General features: G+C 74.2%; 16 protein-coding genes. 9 read left to right on the top strand and 7 right to left on the bottom strand.

The features are described 5' to 3' along the window. The first annotated feature begins 25 nt into the window (after positions 1 to 25). Entirely contained in the window at positions 26 to 1,036 is a 1,011-nt protein-coding gene (locus tag ACQEUU_RS26590; protein WP_433070854.1) for an enolase C-terminal domain-like protein, read from the top strand. Positions 1,037 to 1,082: 46 nt separating this feature from the next. Here the strand turns inward: ACQEUU_RS26590 and ACQEUU_RS26585 are convergent, their stop codons facing one another. After that, positions 1,083 to 2,567, bottom strand: a complete 1,485-nt coding sequence (locus tag ACQEUU_RS26585) for an LCP family protein (RefSeq protein ID WP_433070852.1) — start codon at positions 2,565 to 2,567, stop codon at positions 1,083 to 1,085. 141 nt (positions 2,568 to 2,708) lie between these two features. On the opposite strand from ACQEUU_RS26585, the gene ACQEUU_RS26580 reads away from it, so the two are divergent. Together ACQEUU_RS26580 and ACQEUU_RS26575 are read left to right on the top strand one after the other, a co-directional pair. After that, complete coding sequence (locus tag ACQEUU_RS26580) at positions 2,709 to 3,572, top strand: crotonase/enoyl-CoA hydratase family protein (protein ID WP_433070851.1); 864 nt, start codon at positions 2,709 to 2,711, stop codon at positions 3,570 to 3,572. 1 nt (position 3,573) lies between these two features. Next, positions 3,574 to 4,476, top strand: coding sequence for an alpha/beta hydrolase (locus ACQEUU_RS26575; protein WP_433070849.1), 903 nt, complete (start codon positions 3,574 to 3,576; stop codon positions 4,474 to 4,476). 11 nt (positions 4,477 to 4,487) lie between these two features. On the opposite strand, the gene ACQEUU_RS26570 is transcribed toward ACQEUU_RS26575, so the two are convergent. Continuing rightward, a complete protein-coding gene (locus tag ACQEUU_RS26570) occupies positions 4,488 to 5,930 on the bottom strand; it encodes an alpha/beta hydrolase family protein (protein WP_433070847.1) in 1,443 nt (480 codons plus the stop codon). Positions 5,931 to 6,084: 154 nt separating this feature from the next. Between ACQEUU_RS26570 and ACQEUU_RS26565 the strand changes: the two genes are divergently transcribed. The 3 genes from ACQEUU_RS26565 (at position 6,085) to ACQEUU_RS26555 (ending at position 12,325) form a co-directional block, all read left to right on the top strand. Continuing rightward, entirely contained in the window at positions 6,085 to 7,194 is a 1,110-nt protein-coding gene (locus ACQEUU_RS26565; protein ID WP_433070845.1) for an exonuclease SbcCD subunit D, read from the top strand. After that, entirely contained in the window at positions 7,195 to 11,130 is a 3,936-nt protein-coding gene (locus tag ACQEUU_RS26560) for an AAA family ATPase (RefSeq protein ID WP_433070843.1), read from the top strand. A gap of 340 nt (positions 11,131 to 11,470) precedes the next feature. Next, positions 11,471 to 12,325: an OmpA family protein gene (locus tag ACQEUU_RS26555; protein ID WP_433070840.1), complete on the top strand. Its 855-nt coding sequence runs from the start codon at positions 11,471 to 11,473 to the stop codon at positions 12,323 to 12,325. Between the two features lie 4 nt (positions 12,326 to 12,329). On the opposite strand, the gene ACQEUU_RS26550 is transcribed toward ACQEUU_RS26555, so the two are convergent. Further along, positions 12,330 to 13,544 carry a LeuA family protein gene (locus tag ACQEUU_RS26550; protein WP_433070837.1) on the bottom strand — a complete coding sequence of 405 codons (1,215 nt, stop codon included), beginning with the start codon at positions 13,542 to 13,544 and terminating at the stop codon, positions 12,330 to 12,332. Between the two features lie 65 nt (positions 13,545 to 13,609). On the opposite strand from ACQEUU_RS26550, the gene ACQEUU_RS26545 reads away from it, so the two are divergent. Beyond that, positions 13,610 to 14,875 (top strand): citrate synthase, encoded by a 1,266-nt coding sequence (locus ACQEUU_RS26545; protein ID WP_433070834.1) that lies wholly within the window; start codon positions 13,610 to 13,612, stop codon positions 14,873 to 14,875. A 127-nt stretch (positions 14,876 to 15,002) separates the two neighbouring features. On the opposite strand, the gene ACQEUU_RS26540 is transcribed toward ACQEUU_RS26545, so the two are convergent. From ACQEUU_RS26540 to ACQEUU_RS26530, 3 genes are all read right to left on the bottom strand, one after another. Beyond that, positions 15,003 to 18,185 carry a chromosome partitioning protein ParA gene (locus ACQEUU_RS26540; protein WP_433070831.1) on the bottom strand — a complete coding sequence of 1,061 codons (3,183 nt, stop codon included), beginning with the start codon at positions 18,183 to 18,185 and terminating at the stop codon, positions 15,003 to 15,005. Between the two features lie 102 nt (positions 18,186 to 18,287). Continuing rightward, the gene (locus ACQEUU_RS26535; RefSeq protein WP_433070828.1) at positions 18,288 to 19,526 is read right to left on the bottom strand and encodes a helix-turn-helix domain-containing protein; all 1,239 of its coding nucleotides are present in this window, start codon (positions 19,524 to 19,526) and stop codon (positions 18,288 to 18,290) included. After that, positions 19,523 to 20,722 carry a hypothetical protein gene (locus ACQEUU_RS26530; protein WP_433070826.1) on the bottom strand — a complete coding sequence of 400 codons (1,200 nt, stop codon included), beginning with the start codon at positions 20,720 to 20,722 and terminating at the stop codon, positions 19,523 to 19,525. The genes ACQEUU_RS26535 and ACQEUU_RS26530 overlap by 4 nt, the downstream gene beginning before the upstream one ends. Positions 20,723 to 20,828: 106 nt before the next feature. Here ACQEUU_RS26530 and ACQEUU_RS26525 point away from each other — a divergent pair, with 106 nt between their 5' ends. Together ACQEUU_RS26525 and ACQEUU_RS26520 are read left to right on the top strand one after the other, a co-directional pair. Beyond that, complete coding sequence (locus ACQEUU_RS26525; protein ID WP_433070823.1) at positions 20,829 to 21,551, top strand: hypothetical protein; 723 nt, start codon at positions 20,829 to 20,831, stop codon at positions 21,549 to 21,551. Positions 21,552 to 21,686: 135 nt separating this feature from the next. After that, positions 21,687 to 22,118: a PPOX class F420-dependent oxidoreductase gene (locus ACQEUU_RS26520; protein ID WP_433070821.1), complete on the top strand. Its 432-nt coding sequence runs from the start codon at positions 21,687 to 21,689 to the stop codon at positions 22,116 to 22,118. Positions 22,119 to 22,125: 7 nt separating this feature from the next. On the opposite strand, the gene ACQEUU_RS26515 is transcribed toward ACQEUU_RS26520, so the two are convergent. Then, positions 22,126 to 22,827 carry a M50 family metallopeptidase gene (locus tag ACQEUU_RS26515; protein ID WP_433070818.1) on the bottom strand — a complete coding sequence of 234 codons (702 nt, stop codon included), beginning with the start codon at positions 22,825 to 22,827 and terminating at the stop codon, positions 22,126 to 22,128. Between the last annotated feature and the right edge of the window lie 18 nt (positions 22,828 to 22,845).

Genomic DNA, 22,845 nt, shown 5'->3' with positions numbered 1-22,845 from the left:
GAGCCGGTTCACCAGAGGGGGGTTCATGCCGCGAGTGCGGGAGCTGGAGGTGCTCCGTGTCGTGCTGCCGTTCGGCAGGCGCACGGAGAGCCTGCTGGTGAAGCTGACCGATTACGGCGGCATGACGGGCTGGGGCGAGGCCGTGAGCCCGCCCCCCAAGTCCTGGTCGAGGCTGGAGGAGACGCTCGGGGCTGTGCTCGTCGGCGTCGACTGGGAGCACCCCGACAGCGTGCCCAGCGGCGACCCCGCCGTCGACATGGCCTGCTGGGACCTGTGGACGCGGATGCGCGGCGTGCCGCTCGCCGACGCGATCGGCGGCACCCGCACCTCGTTGATGGCCACCGTCCGGCTCACGCCCGACCTGTCGATCGAGAGCCTGGTGACGCGGGTCAACCAGCAGGTGTGCGCCGGCTACAGCCACGTGACGCTCGACGTGCGGCCGGGCTGGGACGTCGAGCCGGTGCGGGCCGTGCGCGCCGCCTATCCGGCGCTGACGCTCGCCGTCGACTGCGGCAACGCCTACAGCGACGGCGGCCAGCTCGTCGCGCTCGACTCCTACGGGCTGGAGGTGATCGAGCGCCCCTTCGCGGCCGGCGACGTGTACGCGCACGCCGACCTGCAGGACCAGGTGTCCGCCTCGGTCGCGGTCGAGGTCAGCTCCACCGCCGACCTCGACGACTACCTCACGCTGCGCGCGGCCAGGGTGCTGCTGCTGCGGCCGGCGTCCTTCCCGTCGATCAGCGAGGCCCGCCGCGCCCACGACCGCGCGGTCGCGGCCGGCTGGGACATCCAGTGCGCCGGCGGCCAGGGCGCCGGGCTCGCCAGGGCCGCGACGGTCGCCATCGGCAGCCTGCCGGGCTGCACGCTGCCGTGCGACGTGACGCAGCCGCCGCGCAACAACCAGGTCGTCACCCCGATCGTCGGCGCCAACGCGGGCGTCATCGCCGTCCCGTTCACCCAGCCGGGGCTGGGCCACTCCGTCGACGAGACCCGGCTGCGCCGCCTGGCGAAGGACTACTTCACCTTCACCACCTGAGGCTGCACCCCCTGAGGGGCTGCACGGCCTGACGTCCGGGGCTCGCTCAGTTCTTGCCGCAGCCCGCCGCCAGGTCCGTGGCGGGCTCGTCGTCCCCGGCCTTGCCGGGCGTCCGCGTACGGGACGGGGTGGCGGACGGGGTGGCGGACGGGGTGGCGGACGGGGTGGCGGACGGGGTGGCCGCCGGCATCGCCGCGGGCGTCGCGGAGGCGGCGACCGGGGTGCTTCCTTCCGACGCGCGCAGCGCCTCACGGACGAGCTTGCGGATCTGCCGCCAGTCGGGGTCGTACGTCTTGATCAACGGCGGCACGAACTGGACGCTGGTCACCTTGGCGTCCTGCACCTTCAGCGCGAGGGGCACCAGGTGGCGCAGCATGTCGCGGGGGATGTCGGTCCTGATCAGCTCCTTGGTCGCCCCGGCGATCGCGGTGAACCTGGACAGCACCGTCGCCGGGTCCGCCTCGTCCAGCAGCGCGCTGATCACGCACCGCTGGCGGCGCATCCGGGTGTAGTCGTCGCTGTTGGTGCGGGAGCGGGCGTACCACATGGCGGCCGCGCCGTCGAGCTTGCGGGTGCCGGCCTTCACCCGGCCCTCGTTGTACCTGCCGAAGACCACGTCCTGCTCGACGGTGAGCGTGACGCCGCCGATCGCGTCGATCAGCCGGGCGAACCCCCACATGTTGACCAGCGCGTACCAGTCGACCGCCAGCCCCAGCGTGTGTCCGATGGTCTCCATCAGCACCTGGGGGCCCTGGTTCCGCTTGCCGTCGAAGATCTCCGGGTGCGCGTCGGAGTACTCCCAGACGCTGTTGAGCAGGTCGCTGCGGCCGCCGGCGGCGTCGCGGGGCAGGCGGAAGCCGTCGGGGAAGCGTTCGGCCATCGGCGTGCCGGGCTTGAACCGCACGTCCTCCAGGTTGCGCGGCAGGCTGAACAGCACGGTGGCCCCCGTCCGCACGTCCACGCTGGCCAGGTGCATGCTGTCGGTGCGGATGCCGGGACGGCGCTCGTCGGCGTCGCCGCCCAGCAGCAGGATGTTGACCCGCTCGCGGCCGTCCCACGGGTCCTCGGCCGGCACCGGCCGTTCGCCGTCGTCGGCCTGCGGCTCCGGCATGGGTTCGCGGAAGATGGCGTTGATCGCCTCCCGCCCCGTCCACACGTACTGCGTGACCAGCGCGAACGGCGCGATCACCGCGACGGCGAGCAGGCCGGCGAGCATGCCGGTGACGATCTGTTCGCCCTGGCGCAGCCGGCCGGGCCGCAGCACGGTGAACGAGTGCACGATCATCCCGAACCACGCGGCCCCCAGCACCGCCGTCACGATGATGATCAGGATGAGCCAGGTGTCGTCGACGAGCCCGCCGAAGGACGCCAGGTCGTCGGTGGTGAGCCAGACGCCGAGGAGCGCGAGCAGGACGGCCGCGTAGCAGCCGAGCAGCGTCAGGCCCGTTCTCCGCCACCCCGCCTTCAGGTGAGCGGCCCCCGGCGCCAGGGCCGCCAGCATCAACCAGCCGACGAGCCGCAACGCACCCACCGAATCCTCCTTGGACCGCTCTGTCCCCCGCTTCCCCGAACATCACCACATAGGCCGGATTCGAGACGGTGGTCTCGGGACAAAATATGAAATCCGAGGTTATCAATGGATGAACTTTTGTGACCGAATAAGATTCGGTTCATGGCGTTCACTGAGATCGAGTACGGCGTGGCCGACCGGGTCGCCACCATCACCCTGAACCGTCCCGAACGGCTCAACGCGTTCACCCTCACCATGCGCACCGAACTGATCGAAGCCTTCGACCTGGCCGACGCCGACGACGAGGTGCGGGCGGTCGTCGTCACCGGCGCGGGCCGGGCCTTCTGCGCGGGCGCCGACCTGGGCGGAGGCGGGGGCACGTTCGGCCGTTCCGGGCGGGAGGCCGAGCTGGTGAACGGCTACCCCCGCGACGGCGGCGGCACCGTCACCCTGCGCATCGCCCGCTCGCTCAAGCCCGTCATCGCCGCGATCAACGGCGCCGCCGTCGGCGTCGGCATCACGATGACGCTGCCGATGGACGTCCGGCTGGCCGCCGACGGAGCCAAGATCGGGTTCGTCTTCGCCCGGCGCGGCATCGTGCCCGAGGCCGCCTCCAGCTGGTTCCTGCCGCGGATCGTCGGCATCGCCCAGGCCATGGAATGGGCCGCCACCGGCAGGGTCTTCGGCGCGGCGGAGGCCCTGGAAGGCCGGCTGGTGTCACGCGTCCACGCGAAGGACGAACTGCTGCCCGCCGCGTACGCGCTCGCCCGTGAGATCGCCGAGAACACCTCCGCCGTCTCGGTGGCCGCCGTGCGCCGGCTGATGTGGTCGGGGCTGTCGGCGTCCTCGCCCTGGGAGGCGCACGCCGCCGACTCCCGGCTGATGGCCGAGCTGGGCCCCGCCGGTGACGCGGTCGAGGGCGTCACCGCTTTCCTGGACAAGCGGCCCCCGGCCTTCCCGATGTCCGTGACCGAGGACCTTCCCCCGGGAGTGCCGTCGTGGCCGGAAGATCCCTATGGTGAGTGACATGTACGAGACGACCGTCCTGGCCATGCCGCCCGACTACGAGGGCGAGGTCGTGGCGACCCTGATCTCCAAGCGGACCGGATCGCGCCGGGCGGTCCTCTACCTCCACGGCTTCACCGACTACTTCTTCCAGGACCACCTCGCCGACCACTACATCGCGCGCGGCATCGACTTCTACGCGCTCGACCTGCGCAAGTACGGCCGCTCGCTGCTGCCGCACCAGACCCGCGGCCTGGTGCGCAGCGTCACCGAGTACTTCCCGGAGATCGACGAGGCCGTCCGCCTCATCCGGCGCGACCACGACGAGCTGACCCTCAACGCCCACTCCACCGGCGGGCTCATCGCCCCGCTCTGGGCCGACCGGGTCCGCGGCCGCGGCCTGGTCCAGGGGCTCGTGCTCAACAGCCCGTTCTTCGACCTCAACGTCTCCCGCCCGGTCCGCCTGGCCGCCGACCTGCTCAAGACCCCGCTCTCGTACGTGACCAGGCCGATCCCGCTCGGCTCCAGCAACGTCTACGGCCGCAGCCTGCACCGCGACCACGACGGCGAGTGGCACTACGACCTGGAGATGAAACCCCTCGGCGGGTTCCCGGTGCACGCCACCTGGCTGGCCGCCGTCCGGCGCGCCCAGCGCCGCCTGCACGCCGGGCTGAAGGTGGACGTGCCCGTGCTCGTCCTCACCTCCGGCAAGGGCCTGCGGGTACGGGACTTCGTACCGGAAGCGCGCTCGGCCGACGTCGTGCTCGATCCCGAGCACATGGCCCGCTGGGCGACCTCGATCGGCCCGCACGTCACCTGCGTGCGGGTGGACGGAGGCGTGCACGACCTGGTGCTGTCGTCCGAGCCGGTCCGCAAGCAGGTGTTCGCCGAGCTCGACCGCTGGATGGGCGCCTACGTCGGATGACGGGCCCCGGCCTACCAGGGGAACGAGAAGAGCCCGTAGTAGGCCGCGGCCACCAGCAGCAGGCCGGTGCCGCCCAGCACGCCCGCGATCGCCACGTGCTGCCAGCGGCTCGGCCGCATTCCCTCGCGCAGGCCCGACACCACCGCGGCCACGGCGGTGACCTCCTGGATGAGCATCAGCACCGCCAGCACCCGCACCACGAGCCAGCCCGCCAGCACCGCCGGCCACGCCCCGGCCTGGTTGATGCTGAACAGCACCAGCAGCATGATGAACGCCGCCACCGACACCAGCAGGCCGACGCCGGTCCACACCATCTTGGCCAGCCTGCGCCTGATCGGCGGCCACAGCCGCGCGTTCAGCTCCGGGATCTGGTGCCGGCCGCGCAGCCGTACCACCATCGCCGCGACAGGGCCCGCCACGTAGCCGACGGCGGCCAGGCAGATCGTCAGCCCGAGCATCGTGCCGCCCGCGTACCACGGCGCGGCCGGCACGTCGGCCGCCTGGAACCGCTGCACCGGCGTCGCCCCCGCCAGGTGCACCGGCGGCTTGGCGGTGCCCGGCAGGCCGAGGATCCAGTTGCCGAGCGTGTCGAGGTATCCGGCGGTGAAGTCGCCGCCGTGGATCCGCATCGCGTGGTCGCCTTCGGCCAGGTAGCGGATCGTGTAGTGGTCGTTCCCCGCCGCCTCCATGCCGCGCAGCAGCGCGTCCGTCGACTCCACGAACGGGATCGACGGGTCGGTGGTGCCGTAGAAGGCGAGCACCGGCTGCTCGATCCGGCTCAGCGCGGGCTGGGCGTCATAGCGCAGGAAGTCGAAGCCGACCGCGCCCATCGCCCTGATCAGCAGGTCGCGCACCCCCGCCGGCGCGCGCAGCCGCAGCAACTGCTCGTTCAGCGCCCAGGCGACCTGGCGCAGCGGCGAGACGTTCGGAGAGGAGACCAGCACCACGAACCCCACGCCGGCGCTCTTGGCCGCGGCGATCGGGACCACCCAGCCGCCCTCGCTCACCCCCCAGACGCCCACCCGGGCCGGGTCGACGTCGGGACGGGTGCGCAGGTAGTCGACCATGCGCAGCGCGTCGTCCGCCAGCAGCGAGAAATCCCGGTCGCGGAAGTTGTAGCCGACCGTCCGCTTGTCGAACGCCAGCGTCACCACGCCCGCCCGCGACAGGAACTCCGCCTGCGGCGTGAACTCCGTGCGCGAGCCGTTCCCCGAGCCCGACACGAACACCATCGCCGGGTAGCGGCCCGGCCGGATCGGGAATCGGACCGTTCCGTAGAGGGTCTGCCCCTCGGCCCGGACCGAGATCTCCTCCTGCCTGAAGCCGGAGACCGCCGCCACCGGGCGCAGCTCCGCGGCAGGCTGGGGAGGCAGTGACTGCAGGGCGACATCGGCCTTGAGCGGCGGCGGGTCGAACGCGGGAGGCAGCACGTATCCGACGGAGGCGAGAGCCACCAGTAACAGACCTGCGGCAAGGCTCAAGATGCCACGGCCAGTCCGCATCGGCCTCCCCATGTGCGTCGGTTTGCCCGTCGATCTTTCAGCTTACTCCCAGCTCATGTGGCGCAAGGGGCGGCCTTTGTCACTGGGACCTGTTAGGTTCCTGCGAATGCGGATCCTGCACACCTCCGACTGGCACCTGGGCCGCTCGTTCCACCGCGAGAATCTACTCGACGCGCAGGCCGCGTACGTCGACCACCTGGTGGAGACCGTGCGGGCCGAGCGCGTCGACGTCGTGCTCGTCGCCGGCGACGTCTACGACCGGGCGCTGCCGCCGGTCGACGCCGTCGCGCTGTGCAACGAGGCGCTGCACCGCCTGCGCGAGACGGGCGCGCGCACGATCCTGATCAGCGGCAACCACGACTCCGCGCGCCGGCTCGGCTTCGGCGCCGCCCTGATCGAGGCGTCGGGCGTCCACCTCCGCACCGACCCCGCCGGGGCGTGGGAGCCCGTGGTGATCGACGAGGTCGCCTTCTACGGCATCCCCTACCTGGAGCCCGAGCTGGTCCGCCGCCCGTGGGAGCTGGCCGAGCGCAGCCACGCCGCCGCCCTCACCCACGCCATGGACCGCGTCCGCGCCGACGCCGCCCGCCACCGCCACGCGGTGGTGCTCGCGCACGCCTTCGTGACCGGGGGAGCGGCCAGCGACAGCGAGCGCGACATCAGCGTCGGCGGCATCGCGCACGTCCCGCTGTCGGCCTTCGCCGGCGTCGACTACGTCGCGCTCGGCCACCTCCACGGCCGCCAGCGCATGTCCGAGACCGTCCGCTACTCCGGCTCCCCGCTGGCCTACTCGTTCTCCGAGGCCGGGCAGGTCAAGGGATCTTGGCTGGTGACGCTCGGCTCCGGGGCGGAGTTCGTGCCGGCGCCGGTGCCGCGCCCCGTCGGCCGCCTCACCGGCCGGCTCGACGACCTGCTCACCTCCCCCCGCCACGCGAGCGTCGAGGACCACTGGCTGCAGGTCGTGCTCACCGACCCGGTCCGGCCGCGCGCCGCCATGGAAAGGCTGCGTGCCCGCTTCCCGCACACGCTGGCCCTGTCCTTCGAGCCCGAAGGCGAACGGGCCGCGCCCGCCCCGGCCCGGCTCAGCGGGCGGCCGGAGGCCGAGGTCGCGCTCGACTTCGTCCGCGAGGTCTGCGGCGAGCCGGCCACCCGTGAGGAGGAGGACCTGCTGAGACGGGCCATCGAGGAGTCGCGGGTGAAGGAGGCGATGGCGTAGATGCGGCCGCACCGCCTCACACTGACCGCGTTCGGTTCCTTCCCCGGGACCGAGACGGTCGACTTCGACGCGCTGACCGAGTCGGGCCTGTTCCTCGTCCACGGGCCGACGGGCGCGGGCAAGACCACCGTCCTCGACGCCCTCTGCTTCGCCCTCTACGGGCAGGTGCCCGGCCAGCGCAACAGCGCCCGCAGCCTGCGCTGCGACCACGCCCCGCCCGCCGCCGGGCCGTCCGTCACGCTCGAGGTGAGCATCCGCGGCCGCTTACTCCGCATCCACCGCTCCCCGGCCTGGCAGCGGCCCAAGCTCCGCGGCACCGGCTACACCGAGGAGAAGGCCAAGGTCATCGTCGAGGAGCGGCGCGACTCCCGGTGGCAGGGACTGACCACCCGCGCCGACGAGGCGGGCGACCTCGTGGGCGGGCTGCTGGGCATGAACGCCGACCAGTTCTGCCAGGTGGCGATGCTGCCGCAGGGCGACTTCGCGCGCTTCCTGCGCGCCGACGGGCTGGAGCGCCGCAAGCTCCTCGAACGGCTGTTCACCGTCAAGATCTTCACCCAGGCCGAGTCGTGGCTGGCGGAGCACCGCAAGCAGTCCTGGCGGGCCCAGCAGGACCTGCGCCAGCAGGTCGAGTACGCCGTCCACCGCGTCGCCGAAGCCGCCGGCCCCGACCTCCTCCACTCCGCCCCGCCCACGCCCGCCTCGGACCCCGGCCTCCTCCACCCCGTCGCGGGCGCCCGCGCCTCCGGCGCCGACCTCCTCGGCCCCACCGTGGGGGCCCACGCCTCGGACCCCGGCCTGTCTCACTCCGCCCGAGCCTCCGGCGCCGAACTGCCCCGCCCCGCCCCACCGGTGGGTGACGGCGGTCGTGGTGCGGCGACGCCGCCGGATCCTGAGGACGATCCCGAGTCCTGGGCCGGCCTGCTCCTGCGGGCGGCCGAGGCCGCCGTCTCACGCACCGCCGACGACCACGCGACGGCCGAGCGGGCCTGGCGGGCCGCGACCGCCCGCTTCGACCGGGCGGCGGCCCTCGCCGACCGGCAGCGCCGGCACGCCGAGGCCCTGACCCTCCGCCGCACCCTCGACGAACGCGCCGAGGAACGCGCCGAGCTCCAGGCCGTCCTCGACGACGCCCACCGCGCCGGCGCGGTCGTGCCGCTCATCGCCGCGGCCCGCCAGCGCGCCGAAGCCGCGGCCAAGTCCCGCGCCCTCGCCGCCGACGCCCTGGCCCGCGCCCACCCCCTGCTTCACCGTACGCCGCCGCCCGGTCCCCAGACGGCCCCGCCCGTCCCCGTGGCGGGATGGGTGCCGCCCGAGCAGCTGACCGTCCTCGAACGGGAACGCCAGAGCGAGACCGCCCGGCTGTCCGAGCTGCTCACCGGGGAGGCCAGGCTGCTCGTCGTGCGGCGCGACCTCGGCCGGGCCGACGACGACCTGGCCGCGCTGGCGCGCGAGGACGAGCGGGTGAGCGAACGGCTGGCCGCCCTGCCCGCCCTCGTCGAGGAGGCGGAGCGGAAGCTCGCCGCCGCGCGCGCCGCCGCCGCGCGCATCCCCGCCGTCGAGACCGTACGCGAGGCCGCCGCCGCTCTGATCGAGACCGATCGGGAGCTCGCCGAGCTGGCCGTGCGGCTGGAGGCGCTGAGCGAACGGGAGGCCGAGGTGGCCGCCGCGCAGGCGGAGCTTCCCGAACGGGTCGCCGACGCCGCCGCCCGGCTGGCGGAGGTACGCGAGGAGGCGGCGCGCATCCCGGCCGCCGCCGCCGCGCTGGACGCCGCCCGGGCGACGCTCGACGCCGCCCGCCGCCGCGACGCGCTCGCCGCCGAGCTGGACGGCGCCCGAGCCGTACGCCGGGAGGTCGTCGACCGGGCCCAGAACCTGCGCGAGCGCTGGCTCGACCTCCGTCAGGCGCGCATCGACGGGATGGCCGCCGAACTGGCCCGCGACCTCGCCGAAGGCCGGCCGTGCGCGGTCTGCGGCTCCGAGCACCACCCGCACCCGGCGGCTCCCGCGCCCAGCGCCCCCTCGGCGGACGACGAACTGGCCGCCGAGCGCGCCCACGAGACGGCGGTCGCCGAGCGCGAGTCGGCCGAGCGCGCGCTGGTCTCCTTGGAGTCCCGCCACGCCGACGCGCTGGCCGCGACGGCGGGCACCTCCGTCGAGGACGCCGAGGCGGCGGTGACGCGGGCGGAGCGCGACCTGGCCCGCCTCCACGGGGTGGCCGACCGCGAGCCGGGGCTGGCGGCCGAGCTGGAACGAGTGGAGGGGGAGCGCGACAGGGTCCGTGACCGCGCCCGCGAACTCGGCGAACTCCTGGCCGGCCACCGCGCGCACACCACCCGCCTGCGGTCCGAACGCGCCCGCCTGCACGCCCGCCTCACCGGGACGAACGCCCTCCCACCCACCGAATCCCAGCCCGGCACCCCCGCGGGCACCCCGTCCGGGCCGGACTCAGACACTCCCGCGGGCACCCCGTCCGCGCTGGACTTCGAGGCGGTCGCGGGCACCTCGTCCACCGGCGGACGGCCTGACCACCCGGCGGTCGCGGGCGGCGCGCCCATCTCCGAGGCGGACGACGCTCCCTCGTTCACCGTCGCCGGGGCGGAGCAGTCGGCGGGGCCGGCCGCAGCCGAGTTCCGGGGTTCAGGATCGCGGGCTGCGGGCGATCTCGGTCCCGAGGACGTACGGGAGCTGCTGCGCCTGCTGGACGGTGAGCTCGGCCGGCTGCGTGAGGCGGCGGCGGAGGAGGCCGCGCTCGCCGACGACATGACGCGGCGGGGGCGTGAGAGGGAGGCGCTCCAGGAGGAGGCGCGTCAGCTGGCGGCGCGGCTGGCCGCAGGCCGGACCCGGCAGGAGGAGCTGAGCGCCGACGCCGCGCGGCTGGGCGCCAGGCTGGACCAGGCACGCGGCGACGACCCCACGATCACGGCCCGCCTGACCAGGCTCAACGACGAGGCGGAGCTGCTGCGGGAGGCGCTGGAGGCGACCCGGGCGGCCGTGGCCGCCGAGCACGAGCGGATCACGGCCGACCAGGCGGCCCAGGCGGCGGCGCGTGAGGCCGGGTTCGCCGACCCGGGCGACGCCGCGGCGGCCGCCAGGGGCGCCGCCGAGCTGGAGAGCAAGAGCGAGACGCTGCGCAGGCTCGACGACCAGCTCGCCGCCGTCACCGCCGTCCTGGAGGACCCCGAGCTGATCGCGGCGGCGGCCGAGCCCGCTCAGGACCTGGCGGGGCTCGGCGCCGGGCGCGACGAGGCCGAACGCGTCCGCACCGCCCTGGCCTCCGCCCGCGACCGGGCCGCGGCCAGGGCGGCCCGGCTGGCCGAGCTGCGCGACGAGCTGGCCGGATGCGTGGCCCGCTGGCGGCCCGCCGCCGAGCGGCACAAGCTCGCCGAACGAATGGCGGCGCTGGCCGCCGGCACCTCCGCCGACAACCAGTGGAGCATGAGCCTGTCCTCCTACGTGCTCGGCGAGCGGCTGCGCCAGGTGGTGGACGCCGCCAACGACCGGCTCGACCACATGTCCGGCGGCCGCTACCTGCTCCGCCACGACCTGGCCAAGACCGCCGGGTCCCGGGCGCGCTCCGGCGGCGGGCTCGGGCTGCGGGTGTTCGACGGGTGGACCGGGATCGAGCGCGACCCCGCCACCCTGTCCGGCGGCGAGAGCTTCATCACCTCGCTGGCCCTGGCCCTCGGCCTGGCCGACGTGGTGACGGCGGAGGCCGGCGGCGCGGAGATCGGCACGCTCTTCGTCGACGAGGGATTCGGCACCCTGGACGAGGACACGCTCGACGGCGTCCTCGACATCCTCGACGGGCTGCGCGACGGCGGCCGGGCGGTGGGCATCGTCAGCCACGTGGCCGAGCTGCGCTCCCGCATCCCCGCCCAGCTCAAGGTGACCAAGACCCGCACCGGCTCCACCCTGACCGCGACCGCCGGCTAGGCCGCGTTCCCGCGATGGGCTCGACCCGGCGAATACCGCCGAACGGGAGGTGACGGGATGTCCGTGCGGTCGAACGGCACGAGGACCTGACCGTGCTGAGGATGGAGATCTCGACCACCGGGGACACCAGGACGCCCGGCGATTTCGGGTACGACGGGCTGCCCGGACAGAGCGTCACCTTCGGCAGGTTACGGCTGCTCGACCCCGTCGGCGGGAAGATGTACTTCACGCTGCGGGAGAAGTCCGGGGAACGGGCCTTCGGCACCCGCCACGGTGACGGGTACCCGGAGGATTTCCAGCCGGGCGTGCGCTATCCGGTCGAGGTGTACTTCCCGCCGCTGTGGCGCTCCGCGCCGATGTGCTGTTCGCCTTCGACAAGGCGACGCTGTCGGACAAGGCCACGGCCATCCTGGACGAGGCCGTCACGGAGACCCGCGAGCGCGCCGACCCGGACAAGCCGCCCGTCCTCATCGAAGGGCACACCGACAGCAAGGGCAGCGGCACGTACAACCAGCGGCTGTCGGTCGAACGGGCCGAGGCCGTCCGCGACTACCTGGCGGCCAAGCTGGGCGATGGCTACACGTACGAGGCCGAAGGCAGGGGCGAGGACGAGCCGATCGCCAGGAACGAGAAGCGGGACGGCGGCGACGACCCCGAGGGCCGGGCCCGCAACCGGCGGGTCGAGATCTCGTACACGATCAGACGGGATCGGCCGGACACGACGGTCACCACGGGGACGGCGACGGACGTCAGGGGCTCCACCCGCCGGCCCGCCCCCTACCGGGCCGACGCGGGGCCGGTCGTCGGCTCGCTGGATCGGCCGCGCTCCGGGGGTGGCCGGCTGCGGGTGGACGTCCACCCCTTCTACCGTGACGGCGCCTATGTGGTGGCGGTGTTCGACGTGGCGTCGGTGGAGGATCACCACATCCCGATCCCTGAGCCGTTCAAGGGGTTCGCCCATACATTCTCGGCCGCGTCCGATTACGGGGCGTTCATCCTGGTGGATCCGGAGACCGAGGCGCGCTACCACCCGCTCCGGATGCACGCCGAGTTCGTCGAGAACTCCGTGTTCGCCCTGGACAAGGGCGAGGTCAACCGCTCGTACGCGTACTACCCGGCGCCCGCCGACGACGTCACGTCCGTCACGCTGGAGGCGGCCGGCCTGGGCGAGGTGAAGGACGTCCCCGTGTCCTGACCCGTCACGACAGGCCGGGGAAGAGCGGGGACAGCTCGCGCGGGTAGGCCGCGATCAGGCGCAGCTCGTCGTCGGTGAGCGGTCTGCCCGTCATCGCGTTGCAGAGCTGCACCAGCTTGAAGGTCAGCTCCTCGTCCGTCACCTCGACGCCGAGCCCGTCCATCACGTGCCGGAAACCGGCCTTCCCGCCGTACTCGCCCGTCAGCACCACCCGGCCGTCCCGCGCGTGCCAGTCCTCCGGGAACGGGCCCAGCGTCGTCTCGTCGTACAGCTCGTAGGTGCCGTGGTCCTTCAGCGCGCCGTCGGCGTGGATGCCGCTCTCGTGCGCGAACGCGTTCCGTCCCACCCCGACCTGGTGGTACGGGAGAGGCCGGCCGAAGGCGTAGGCCGCCCACAGGCCGAACCTCCTGGCCCACGTCAGATCCAGCTCGTCGCCGATCTCCGCGTCCAGCCCGAAACCGTGCCGGAACGCCAGGATCGTCGACAGCAGGTCGGCGTTGCCGGAACGCTCGCCGACGCCGTTCACGCACGTGTTGATCCACGCGTCCTGGCCCGCGTCGAGGTCGCCGAGCGCGCCCGACACCGAGTTGGCCACGGCCATGCCGAGGTCGTTGTGGCAGTGCGTCTCGATCGGCAGCGCCACGGCCGAGGCCAGCTTGGCGAACCGCTCCCTGATCCGGTCGGGTGTGTCGCCGCCGATCGTGTCGCAGTAGCGGACGCGGTCGGCGCCCGCCTCCTTCGCCGCCAGCGCGAACTCCAGCAGGAACCCGTCGTCGGTCCGCGACCCGTCCTCGGCGTTCACCCCCACGGTCCACGCGCCGGCCGCCTTGGCGGCGCGCACCGCGGCGGTCATCTCGCGGATGATCGCGGCCCTGTCGAGCCGGCCGCGGAACTTGTTCTGGATCATGTAGTCGCTGGTGGAGATCGACAGGTTGTAGTGCCTGAGGCCGAGCGGCGCCGCCTTCTCCACGTCCTCCGCCACGCCCCGGCACCACCCGGACAGCCGCAACCCGCCGAACGCCCCCGCCTCGGCCAGCGCCACCTGCGCCCGTACGTAAGGGACCTCGTGGAACAGGAACGGGAAGCCGATCTCGGACTGCGCCACGCCGAGCTTGGCCAGATAGAAGTTGACCATGGTCTTGCCGAACTTCGACAGGCCGGTGCGCGCGGTCTGCACGCCGTCCCGGTTGGTCACGTCAAGGAAGTGAACGTTGGGCATAGGACAACGTTGACACGGGCCCTCAATATGTATCAATATTGATTTTCGTCAATATGGAGGCGTGTGTGGAGTGGATCGACGCGGCCGCGGCCGCCGACCGGCTGGGCGTCAAACCGGCCACCCTGTACGCGTACGTGAGCCGCGGCGTGCTCAAACGGCGCCACGAGGGCCGCCGCAGCCTCTTCGACGCCGCCGAGATCGAGACCCTGGCCCGGCGCGGCAGACCGCGCGGCCGGCCGCCGGAGCTGGTGATCGAGTCGGCCATCACCGCCCTGGGCCTGGACCGGCCCTACTACCGCGGCCACGACGCCCTCGCCCTGGCACGCGCCGCCACCTTCGAGACCACGGCCGAACGGCTCTGGACCCCGGACCACGCCACCGGGCGTCTGACGGACTCCTCCGGCCGGGACGCCGACGCCTCCCGGCAGGAGGCGAGGGCCGCCGTCCCCTGGGAGGCCGACGCCGAGGCCGTCCACGCCGCCGTCGTCGCCCAGCGCGGCCTTCCCGAGCCGATCCTCCCGCTCGACCGCCTCCAGGTCATCGTCACCGTCCTCGGCGCCGCCGACCTGCTCCGCGTCCAGCTCGACCCGGTATCCGTCGCCGCCACCGGCCGCCGCCTCATCGCGGGCCTGGTCGACGCACTCCCGGCACTGGCATCGTCCCCTGAGCCTGAGCGCGCCGGCCCGATCGCCGGACGGCTCTGGACCCGCCTGTCACCGCACCCCCAGAGCCCGGCGCTGCTCCACGCCCTGGAAGCCGCGCTCGTGCTGCTCGCCGACCACGAGCTGGCCGCCTCCACGCTGGCCGCCCGGGTCGCCGCCTCCGCCAGGGCCGACCCGTACGCCGTCGTGCTCACCGGCCTCGGCGTGCTGAGCGGCCCCCTGCACGGCGGCGCCTCCTACGCCGCCGAACACCTCCTCGCCGAGGTCGCCCGGCCCTCGGACGCGCCCCGCGTCATCGCCGACTGGATCCGGCGCGGCCGGCGCATCCCCGGCTTCGGCCACAGCGTCTACAAGAACGGCGACGCCCGCGCCACCATGCTCCTCGACCTGGTGGCGCAGGCCGCCCCGGACCACGATCGGCTCGCCGCCGCCCGCGCCGTCCTGGCCGAGGTACGCCGGCGTCGCCTGCCCGAGCCCAACATCGACTTCGCCCTCGCCACCCTCGCCGCCGTCGCCGGCCTGACCCCCGGCGCGGGCGAGGCCGTCTTCGCCGTCGCCCGGACCGCCGGCTGGCTGGCCCACGCCATGGAGGAGTACGCGCGCGACTCCCTCCTCAGACTCCGTGCCTCCTACACCGGCCCCCCGATCCCCGGGCCACCGGCCGGCTGACCTTCCCTTCAGTCCTCGCCACCCAGGCCGCCACGACGAGACTCCGCTCCTCGTCCTCCGGTCCACGGCGCCTGAGGCCCTCCGACGTCACCCGGCGGGCGGTCGGTCGGTCATGGGCGCCGAGAAGTCAGTCCGGCTCGCCGGTCCTGTCGACATAGGCCGCGAGCGCCCTGACCCGGTCGGCGTGGTGGTCGTGGCCGACGATCACCGGGGGCTCGTTGTAGGGCATCGCGTCCGACGAACGGCGCAGCTTGACGTACTGGCCGCAGGCGTCGATCGCGTACGGCTCCATGTCGTCCTGCAGCGCCCCGATCACCGTGATGCCGTAGGTCTCGCCGATCCGCCGGAACAGCGCCACCGCCTCCCGGCGGTGCTCCTTGCCCAGGTTGCGGCCCAGCTCGTCGAGCACGAGACACAGGTGGCCGCCGCCGGACGAGGCGATGGCCGCCGCGCACACCAGCTTGACCGCCTTCTCGTCCATCAGCGCCGTGTTGGCCCGCCGGTTGTAGGGCACGAAGCCCTGGCCCTCGCCGCGCCGCCACTTCGGCGTCACCCGCCACTGCCAGCGCTGCTCCGGGTCGGCCGGCGCGGGCGGCACCGGGAACTCCAGCGTCGCCCCGTAGCCCCCGTACGCGACGTCGAGCTTCTCGAACTCCTCGGCCACCCGCTCCAGCCTGACCCTGATCGCGGCCGTGAGCGCCGCGCGGTGCACCGCCGTCGACTGCGCCGCCTCCTCCGCGCCCTTGTCGGCCGCCGCCAGGTCACGCTGCCGGGACACCAGCTGCGCCTCGATCTGCCTGCGCTGATGCTTCTCGTACTCCTCCTGCCCGCGCAGGTAGGAGGCGAGCGCGCCGCACACGCCCGCGAACGTCGCCTGCTCCCGAGCCGCGCTGCCGCCCCGCTCCGCCAGCAGGAACCGCAGCTCCTCCGGCACCTCCGCGTCCTCCTCCGGGAAGGTGTCGCGCAGGGCCTGGTCGAGCAGGCGTTCCGCGACCCGCCACCACTCGTCGGCGGTGCGCGGGCGCTCCTCCTCGGGCAGTTCGCGCAGCCACTCGACGGCCGACTCGGCGGTGCCGCCCCATTCGGCGGCCAGCGCGCCGAGTTTCAGCGCCTCCCGCTCGGCGCTGACCCGCGTCTCCTGCTCGCGGGCGCGCGCCCGCTCGCCGTCGAGCTGCCGGCGCCGGCCCTCCAGCCGCTCGATCTCCATGTCCCTGGTACGGGCCCGGAAGTCGAGCGCGGCGGTCTCCCGCTCGGCCTCCGCCACCCGGGGGGCCAGCTCCTCCAGGGCGGCGACCAGCTCGGCGAGCCGGGCACGTTGCCCGGTCAGCCGGCCCTCCAGCTCCTCCAGCCGCACCCCGGCCTTGGCGCCGTCGAGTCTGCGCTGGGCCAGCGTCACCGTCTCCTCGGCCTCGCGCACGACCTGGGCGGCGGCGTCCTGCGCGTCCAGGGCGCGGTTCAGGCGCTGCTCGGCGGCCTTGATCCGGGCCTCCCGGCCGGTCGCCACCCCGTCGAAGGCCCCGACCACGCTCACCCCTGCGGCGCTGACCAGCACGGACCCGGGCAGCGCGCGCAGCGCCTCCGCCGCCTGCGCCAGGTGGCCGGCGTCGACGATCACCGCGTGTTCGCCGGGCCAGTTGCGCAGCTCGTCCAACGTCAGCCCGGCCCCCGCGCCACCCCCGAGGCCCTCCCCGGCCCCGGACGCAAGAGACCCGCCGGACACAAGAGACCCGCCGGACTCATCGGACTCACCGGACCTAAGGGACCCGCCGGACTCACCGGACCCGGCCTCGCCCGTTTCGTGGGTCTCACCGGCCGGTGCGTCGCCGGGGGTTGCCGTGGCGGGCTGCCGGCGGATGCTCGACGCGTGATCGCGGGCCTGTTCGGCGACGTCGAGCGCGTCGAGCAGGCCGGACGCGGGGACGCCCGCCGCGGCGAGGGCGTCGAGCTGGGCGGCGGCCGGGCCGCCCTCCGCGTCGTCCAGGGCGGCACGGGCCGAGGCCGCCTCCTGGTCGGCCACGCCCAGCGCCTTGAGCGCCTCGTTGAGCCGCAGCCGGGACGCGCGCAGCTCGCCTTCGGCCGTGGGCACGTCGCGCCCGTCGGCGAACCGGCGCGCCTCCTCCAGCGCCGGAATCCGGCCGCGCAGCTCGTCGGCGGAGTTCTCCGCGACCGCCCGGTCGGCGTCGAGCTTGGCCGCCCTGGCCTGGAGCGCGGCCAGCTCCTTGCGCGCCTCGGTGACGCGCCGGTCGAGGGTGTCGTCCTTGAGCGTGGCGAGCTCCGCCCGGACGGCGTCGATGGCCTCGGCCGCCGTCTCGCCCGCCGCGCGGTGCCGCACCAGCTCGGCGGCGAGCGCGTCGTCCCTGGCCGCCGCGTCGGCCAGCTTGCGCGCCTGCCGCCCCTGCCAGCACCGCAGCGCCCCGGCCAGCCGCACCCTGGCCTGGTCGCGCCGGTCGAACGTGGCCAGCAGCGACCGCGACTCGGCCTCGAACTCCGCCAGCCGCTCCGCCGCCTGCGCGGCCCGCACCCGCTTGGCGTGCTCGTCGCGCCGCGCCTCCCGCTCCTGCTCCAGCTCGGCGTCCAGCCCGGTCAGCGCCGCGATCGCCTCGAACACCCGCTCAGGGGAGATCTCGTTCAGCGGCTGGGACAGCAGGTTGGTGGCCACCTTGCTGCGCACGCTCGTCGACAGGAAGGACACGCACCGCACGCGGTCGCCGTAGAGGACCTTGGTGAGGTCGCGCGCCACCACGTCACGCCGCCCGGCTGACCGGGGCAGCGACGCCCAGATCTCGTCGGCCCGCGCCACCCGTTCGGCCTCCGACGTCGCGGCCGCCAGCCGCACGCCCTCCCGCCAGCGGATCTCCAGGTGGGGCGCCTCCTGGTTGACCCGCAGCCAGACGGTCAGCGGCGCGTCGGGCCTTCCGGCCACCCCGAACAGCTCGCCGTCGTCGTCGCCCGGGTCGACCGCGTAGGCGTCGAGGCTCCCGCCGCCGGACGCGGGGGCGAACACGCCGACGATGTAGCCGTGGCCGGCGCTCGCCCACTGGCGCGCCCCGGCGCCGCTGGCCAGCTCCGCGTTGAACAGCAGCTCGGACACCGCTTTGGCGCCCGAGGCGAACCGCCACTGTTCGTCACCGAGCAGCGCCGTGATCGACGCGATGAACGACGACTTGCCGGCGCCGTTGGAGTCCTTGGGCCCGGCCCCCGCCACGACGATCAGCGTGCCGGGCACGACGGGCACCGGATGGGTGGACAGCCGTGAGATGTTGACCGCCTGCACGGCGATCAGCACCCGATCCCCGACGATGTTCTCCACCTGCGCCACCGTTACCCCCGTCGTCCTTCCACCGGCCACCGCACCACGGCGTTCACCGCTTCCCCGCCTCCACCACTGTCACGAGGCCCGGCACATCCGCGGTCACCGGGCCGCCCGGCGGGCGCGGACGGCCGCCGCCAGGGGCGTGTCGGGGCCCGCCGCCAGGATGAGCTCCTCCTGCAACCGCCTGCGCGCCTCCGGCGTGAGGCGATGGAACTGCGGGCCGGGGACGTAGCCGCCCGCCTCCTCGCCCGCCTTGACCTGCGTCACCAGCCCGGCATGACGCAGCACCCGAAGCGCCGACTCCAGCTCGCCGATCGGGAGCTGGGTGTGGCGGCGCAGCTCGTCGGCCGGGGTCGGGTGGGGCGACAGCCAGGAGTCCTCCGGCAGCAGGCCCTCGGCGCGCGGGATGGCCACCGAATGCACCAGCACCAGGGTCAGCACGGCCCGCTCGCTCTCGCCCGGCCCGCCTCCCGGCGGCCGGTCGCGGACGAGCTCGTCGGCGTAGCCCGAGATCCACCGCTCGCGCTGCTGGACGAGCGTGCGGCCGCGACGGGCGAGCATCTCGGTGAGGGTGCGCCGCAGCGCCGGGTCGCGCAACGCGGCGAACCGCGCCTCCTGCACGGGCTCGGCGGCGTGCTCCACCACCATGAAGGCGGACACCAGCTCGGCCCTGCGGCGCTCGTCGTAGACACTCAGCAGGTCGTCGAACTCGGGCGCTCCCGGCTCCGCCCGGCTCCCCGCGGCCGGATCGGGCCCGGCGGCCTCCGGCGAACCGGTGTCCGGACCCGCGCCGGGGGTGACCAGGCCGGCGTCGGGGACCACCGGCAGGGCGCGGCGCTCCGGGTCGGGGATGCGGCGCACCAGGTCCTTCAGCACCGCGTGGGACTCCACCGGCCACAGCGCGCACCGGGGGCCGAGCGAGACGATGCCGTCGGCCAGCACCGCCCACGACGAGTCGTGCAGCCGGCGCAGCGCCCCGATCGCCCAGTTGCGCATGAGGTCGTCGGTGCGGCCGATCAGCGCGCGGTAGGTGTCGAGGACCCGCTCCAGCGGCGCGGGCTCACCCGGCCACGGGTCGGCCGACGGGTCGGCCCAGCAGCACTTGAGTACCGCCGCCAGCACCCGCCGCGTCTCGCCGGACCGCTCCACCGGCATGGGCGCCACCTGGTGCTCGTCCAGCAGCGACGGCGTCACCCCGTCGGGCCACACCGGCAGCGCCAGCCCCGTGGAGTCGGGGCGGCTCAGCCTGGTCATGCCCGCGGGGGCGGGGGCGCCGGGCCCCAGCCGCAGCGGGCCCTGGGCGCGCGCCCGCGCGTGGGCGGCCGGATCGGCGGTCACGGGGTGCGCTCCAGGCGGCCGTGGGAGAGCCAGGACGGCTCGCGGGACGGGTCGATCGTCAGCCCGCCGGACCAGGCCAGCCGGTAGGGCAGCTCCGGCCGCAGGTCGACGGTCGTCAGGTCGGCGAGCACCCGGCGGGCGGTGATCCAGTCGGAACCGAGCACGTCGGCCAGCGCCACCCGCGACGACTCGCCCAGCAAGGATTCGGCCAGCTCCCGCAGGCGCTCGACGGCGGCCTCCGGCGCGTCGCCGAGCGAGCCGGACGGGCCGGGATCGGGCAGGGTGGAGCGCGGGGGAGTGGGCTGGGCGGGCGCGGGCCGCGGCGCCTCGTCGACGGCGCGGGCGACGGCCGCCGGATCGTGCCACGGCGCGGGGGCGTCGAACACGAACCCGTCGAGCACCGCCGCCAGCCGCTCCTTCGACGCAGTCTGCGCGAACGTGCGCCACGTCTCGGCCGGCAGCAGCGTCAGGTTGCGGGTGGTGCCCGCCGAGTCGGCCAGCCGGCCGGCGGCGCGGCGGGAGGCGTCGCTGTAGGCGTAGATCGCCGCGCGCAGGTCGGTGCAGACCCGGTCGAGCTCGGGCCAGCGGGTCAGGATCGTGCCGTGCAGGCTCTGCGCGCGGCGGGCGATCTCCTCGGTGCCCCACAGCTTGGGCGCCTGCTCGCGCAGCTCCTCGATGGTGCCGGTGGTGAGGGTGATCAGCTCCAGCGCCCACAGCCGGAACGCCCGCGACAGGTTGACGCCGCTCTGCCGGGCCTCCTCCATCGTCGTGCGCGGGTCGGCGACGTTGAGGTCCTCCAGGGCGAGCAGCCGGTGCATCTCCGACTGGCCGCCGTCGTCCATCATCCGCCGGATGAACATGAGGCCGACCACGCTGGTGAACGACGCGCGGTAGCGCAGCTGGTTGGGCTTGGGGAACACCTCGCGGATCGCGCCCAGCCCTTTGAGCACCCGCAGCCGGTTGTCGAACTGGTCGGCGGGATAGGCGCCGCAGGCCAGGCGCATCTGCTCGTGCGTCAGCCACTCCTCGCCCGCCTCCGCGAACGCGGCGAACAGGGTCTCGGCGATGTCGACCAGCACGGGATCGTCGACCACCGCCCCGCTGTCGCGGGCCAGCGCCGCGAACATCCGGCGGTAGGTCGACAGCACCGCCTCATCGCTGAGCGCGGCGTCGAGGGTCAGGGGCTGCTCGGGCACGCGCACTAAGGTACGGCCTCCGACCGACATTCCCCGACCACACACGGCGGGGAACGGGCGGTGGACGGGATCCGCTCGCCCGTACCGTCTGAGAGGGTGGGGCGTCATGGGGGAGCGGAAGACCTGGGGCGTCGAACAGGTGCGGGCGCTGCTGGACATCGCCGAGGGCAAGGGCTCCGACCGCGAGGAGGCCCAGAGCGCGGCGGCGCTGGCGGCCAAGATCCTCTACCGGATGGGGCTGGACGCCGACACGGTGCGCCGGGACGGCCCGAGCCGCGTGGACACCTGGCGGCTGCCGATCGACACCAGCGGCGGGCATCACATCGAGCGGGCCGAGGCCGTCTGGATGGTGATCAGCGCGCTCGGCTGCATGGGCTGCCAGGAGGGACAGCGCCGTCGCGACCGGGTGTCGCACGTACGGATCGCCGGGCCGGCAGAGGTGCTGGAGTCGCTGAAGATCCTGCTGCCGTCGGTGCTGATCCAGATGGAGGTGCGGTTCGGCATGGCCTGGCGGGCCGAGCGGGCCGATAGCCCGGGCCTCCCCGCCCAGTGGCTGCGCCGCAAGCGGGCGCTGTTCCAGCGGGGCTTCTACCGGGGCTACGGCCGCGGCCTGGCCGACAAGATGCGGGCCCGGGTCGGGGAGGTGGCCGACGACGTCGCGGGCGGCCCCGGGGAGCTGGTGCTGGCAGGGCGCGAGGCGGCGGTGCGCGCGGAGTTCGAGCGCTGGGACACCCGGCCGGGCCGCTCCTACCACTACGACGAGGAGGGGTTCGAGCGGGGCCGCGAGGCCGCCGCCGTTGCCGACCTCGGCGACAGGTCGCTCCGGTGACCTCGGCAGCCGGGGCCGCGTGGCGCGCGTGCGACCGGCCGGCGCTTCCCCGCCTGAGGGGCTGAGGGTGGCCCCGGCAGGGCCGGTCATGACACGGCCTCCCTGCGCGGGGGCGCGAGCCCCAGACTGGGGCGCATGAGCATGACGACCAACGAGATCGCCTACCTGAACGGCCAGTTGCTTGGCCGCCTCGCCACCGTCGGCCCCGGCGGGCGGCCGCACCTGGTCACCGTGGGCGTCTTCTACGACCCAGAGGCCGGCTGCGTCGTGATCGGCGGTCACGAGGGCACCGGCATGTCGGAGAGCAAGAAGTTCCGCGACGCGCAGCGGCATCCCGACGTGGCGTTCATCGTGGACGACCTGGCCTCCGTCGACCCGTGGACGCCGCGCGGCATCGAGATCCGCGGCCGGGCGGAGACGCACACCACGGGCGGCGCCGAACTGGGCCTGCGCATCGGCGCGAACATGCCGTTCGACCCGGCCTGGATCCGCATCCGCGCGCGCCGCATCCGCAGCTGGGGGATCGACACCGGGCCGTTCGAGCTGTCCACCCGGGACGTGGCCTGACCCGGCCCTACGCGAACGGATTCATCAGGTAGGCGGCCCCGACCACCGAGGCCCCCGCCACCAGCAGGAAGAAGAACACGTAGAACCCGCCCGGCAGGATCGTCAGCCGGGCCAGCTGGTCGGCGTCGGAGTCGCGCGCCTGCCGCCTGCGCCGCTTGCGCTGCAGCTCCAGGATCGGCCGGACGCCGCCGAACAGCAGGAACCACACCACCACGAACGCCACCACCTGCTGCACCTCGTCGGGCGCGTACATCGACAGCGCGAACACCGCGCCGCCCGACGCCAGCAGGATGAGCGCCCCGTACAGGTTGCGGATCAGCAGCAGCATGCACACGAGGAAGAGCAGCATTCCCCAGATCAGCAGCGTGATGCGGCCCTGGTCGGTCAGCCAGGCGGCCGCCAGCCCGAGCAGCGGCGGAGCCATGTAGCCCGCCAGCGCGGTCAGCACCATGCCGGGGCCGTTGGGCCTGCCCCTGGTCAGCGTCACGCCCGAGGTGTCGGAGTGCAGCCGGATGCCCTCCAGCTTGCGCCGGGTGAGCAGCGCCATGACCGCGTGGCCGCCCTCGTGGGCGATCGTGATCAGTCCTCTGGACAGCTGCCAGGGCACGGTGAGGGTGACGACCGCCAGCGCGGCCAGCGCGGAGACCAGCACGACCCAGGGGTCGGGTTCGGGTTGCGCCGCGATCAGCTGAGCCCAGAGCTTGTCCATCGAGAACAGACCCTATCC

The organism is Nonomuraea sp. CA-218870, assembly GCF_050936535.1.
GTDB lineage: Bacteria > Actinomycetota > Actinomycetes > Streptosporangiales > Streptosporangiaceae > Nonomuraea > Nonomuraea corallina.
This window is presented reverse-complemented; position numbering and strand designations above follow the sequence as displayed.

Excerpts from the sequence above, each read along its gene's own strand:
- ACQEUU_RS26550 (WP_433070837.1), bottom strand. The coding sequence starts at position 13,544 with ATGCCCAACGTTCACTTCCTTGACGTGACCAACCGGGACGGCGTGCAG.
- ACQEUU_RS26565 (WP_433070845.1), top strand. The coding sequence starts at position 6,085 with ATGCGGATCCTGCACACCTCCGACTGGCACCTGGGCCGCTCGTTCCAC.
- ACQEUU_RS26520 (WP_433070821.1), top strand. The coding sequence starts at position 21,687 with ATGAGCATGACGACCAACGAGATCGCCTACCTGAACGGCCAGTTGCTT.
- ACQEUU_RS26515 (WP_433070818.1), bottom strand. The coding sequence starts at position 22,827 with ATGGACAAGCTCTGGGCTCAGCTGATCGCGGCGCAACCCGAACCCGAC.
- ACQEUU_RS26590 (WP_433070854.1), top strand. The coding sequence starts at position 26 with ATGCCGCGAGTGCGGGAGCTGGAGGTGCTCCGTGTCGTGCTGCCGTTC.
- ACQEUU_RS26560 (WP_433070843.1), top strand. The coding sequence starts at position 7,195 with ATGCGGCCGCACCGCCTCACACTGACCGCGTTCGGTTCCTTCCCCGGG.
- ACQEUU_RS26575 (WP_433070849.1), top strand. The coding sequence starts at position 3,574 with ATGTACGAGACGACCGTCCTGGCCATGCCGCCCGACTACGAGGGCGAG.
- ACQEUU_RS26580 (WP_433070851.1), top strand. The coding sequence starts at position 2,709 with ATGGCGTTCACTGAGATCGAGTACGGCGTGGCCGACCGGGTCGCCACC.
- ACQEUU_RS26525 (WP_433070823.1), top strand. The coding sequence starts at position 20,829 with ATGGGGGAGCGGAAGACCTGGGGCGTCGAACAGGTGCGGGCGCTGCTG.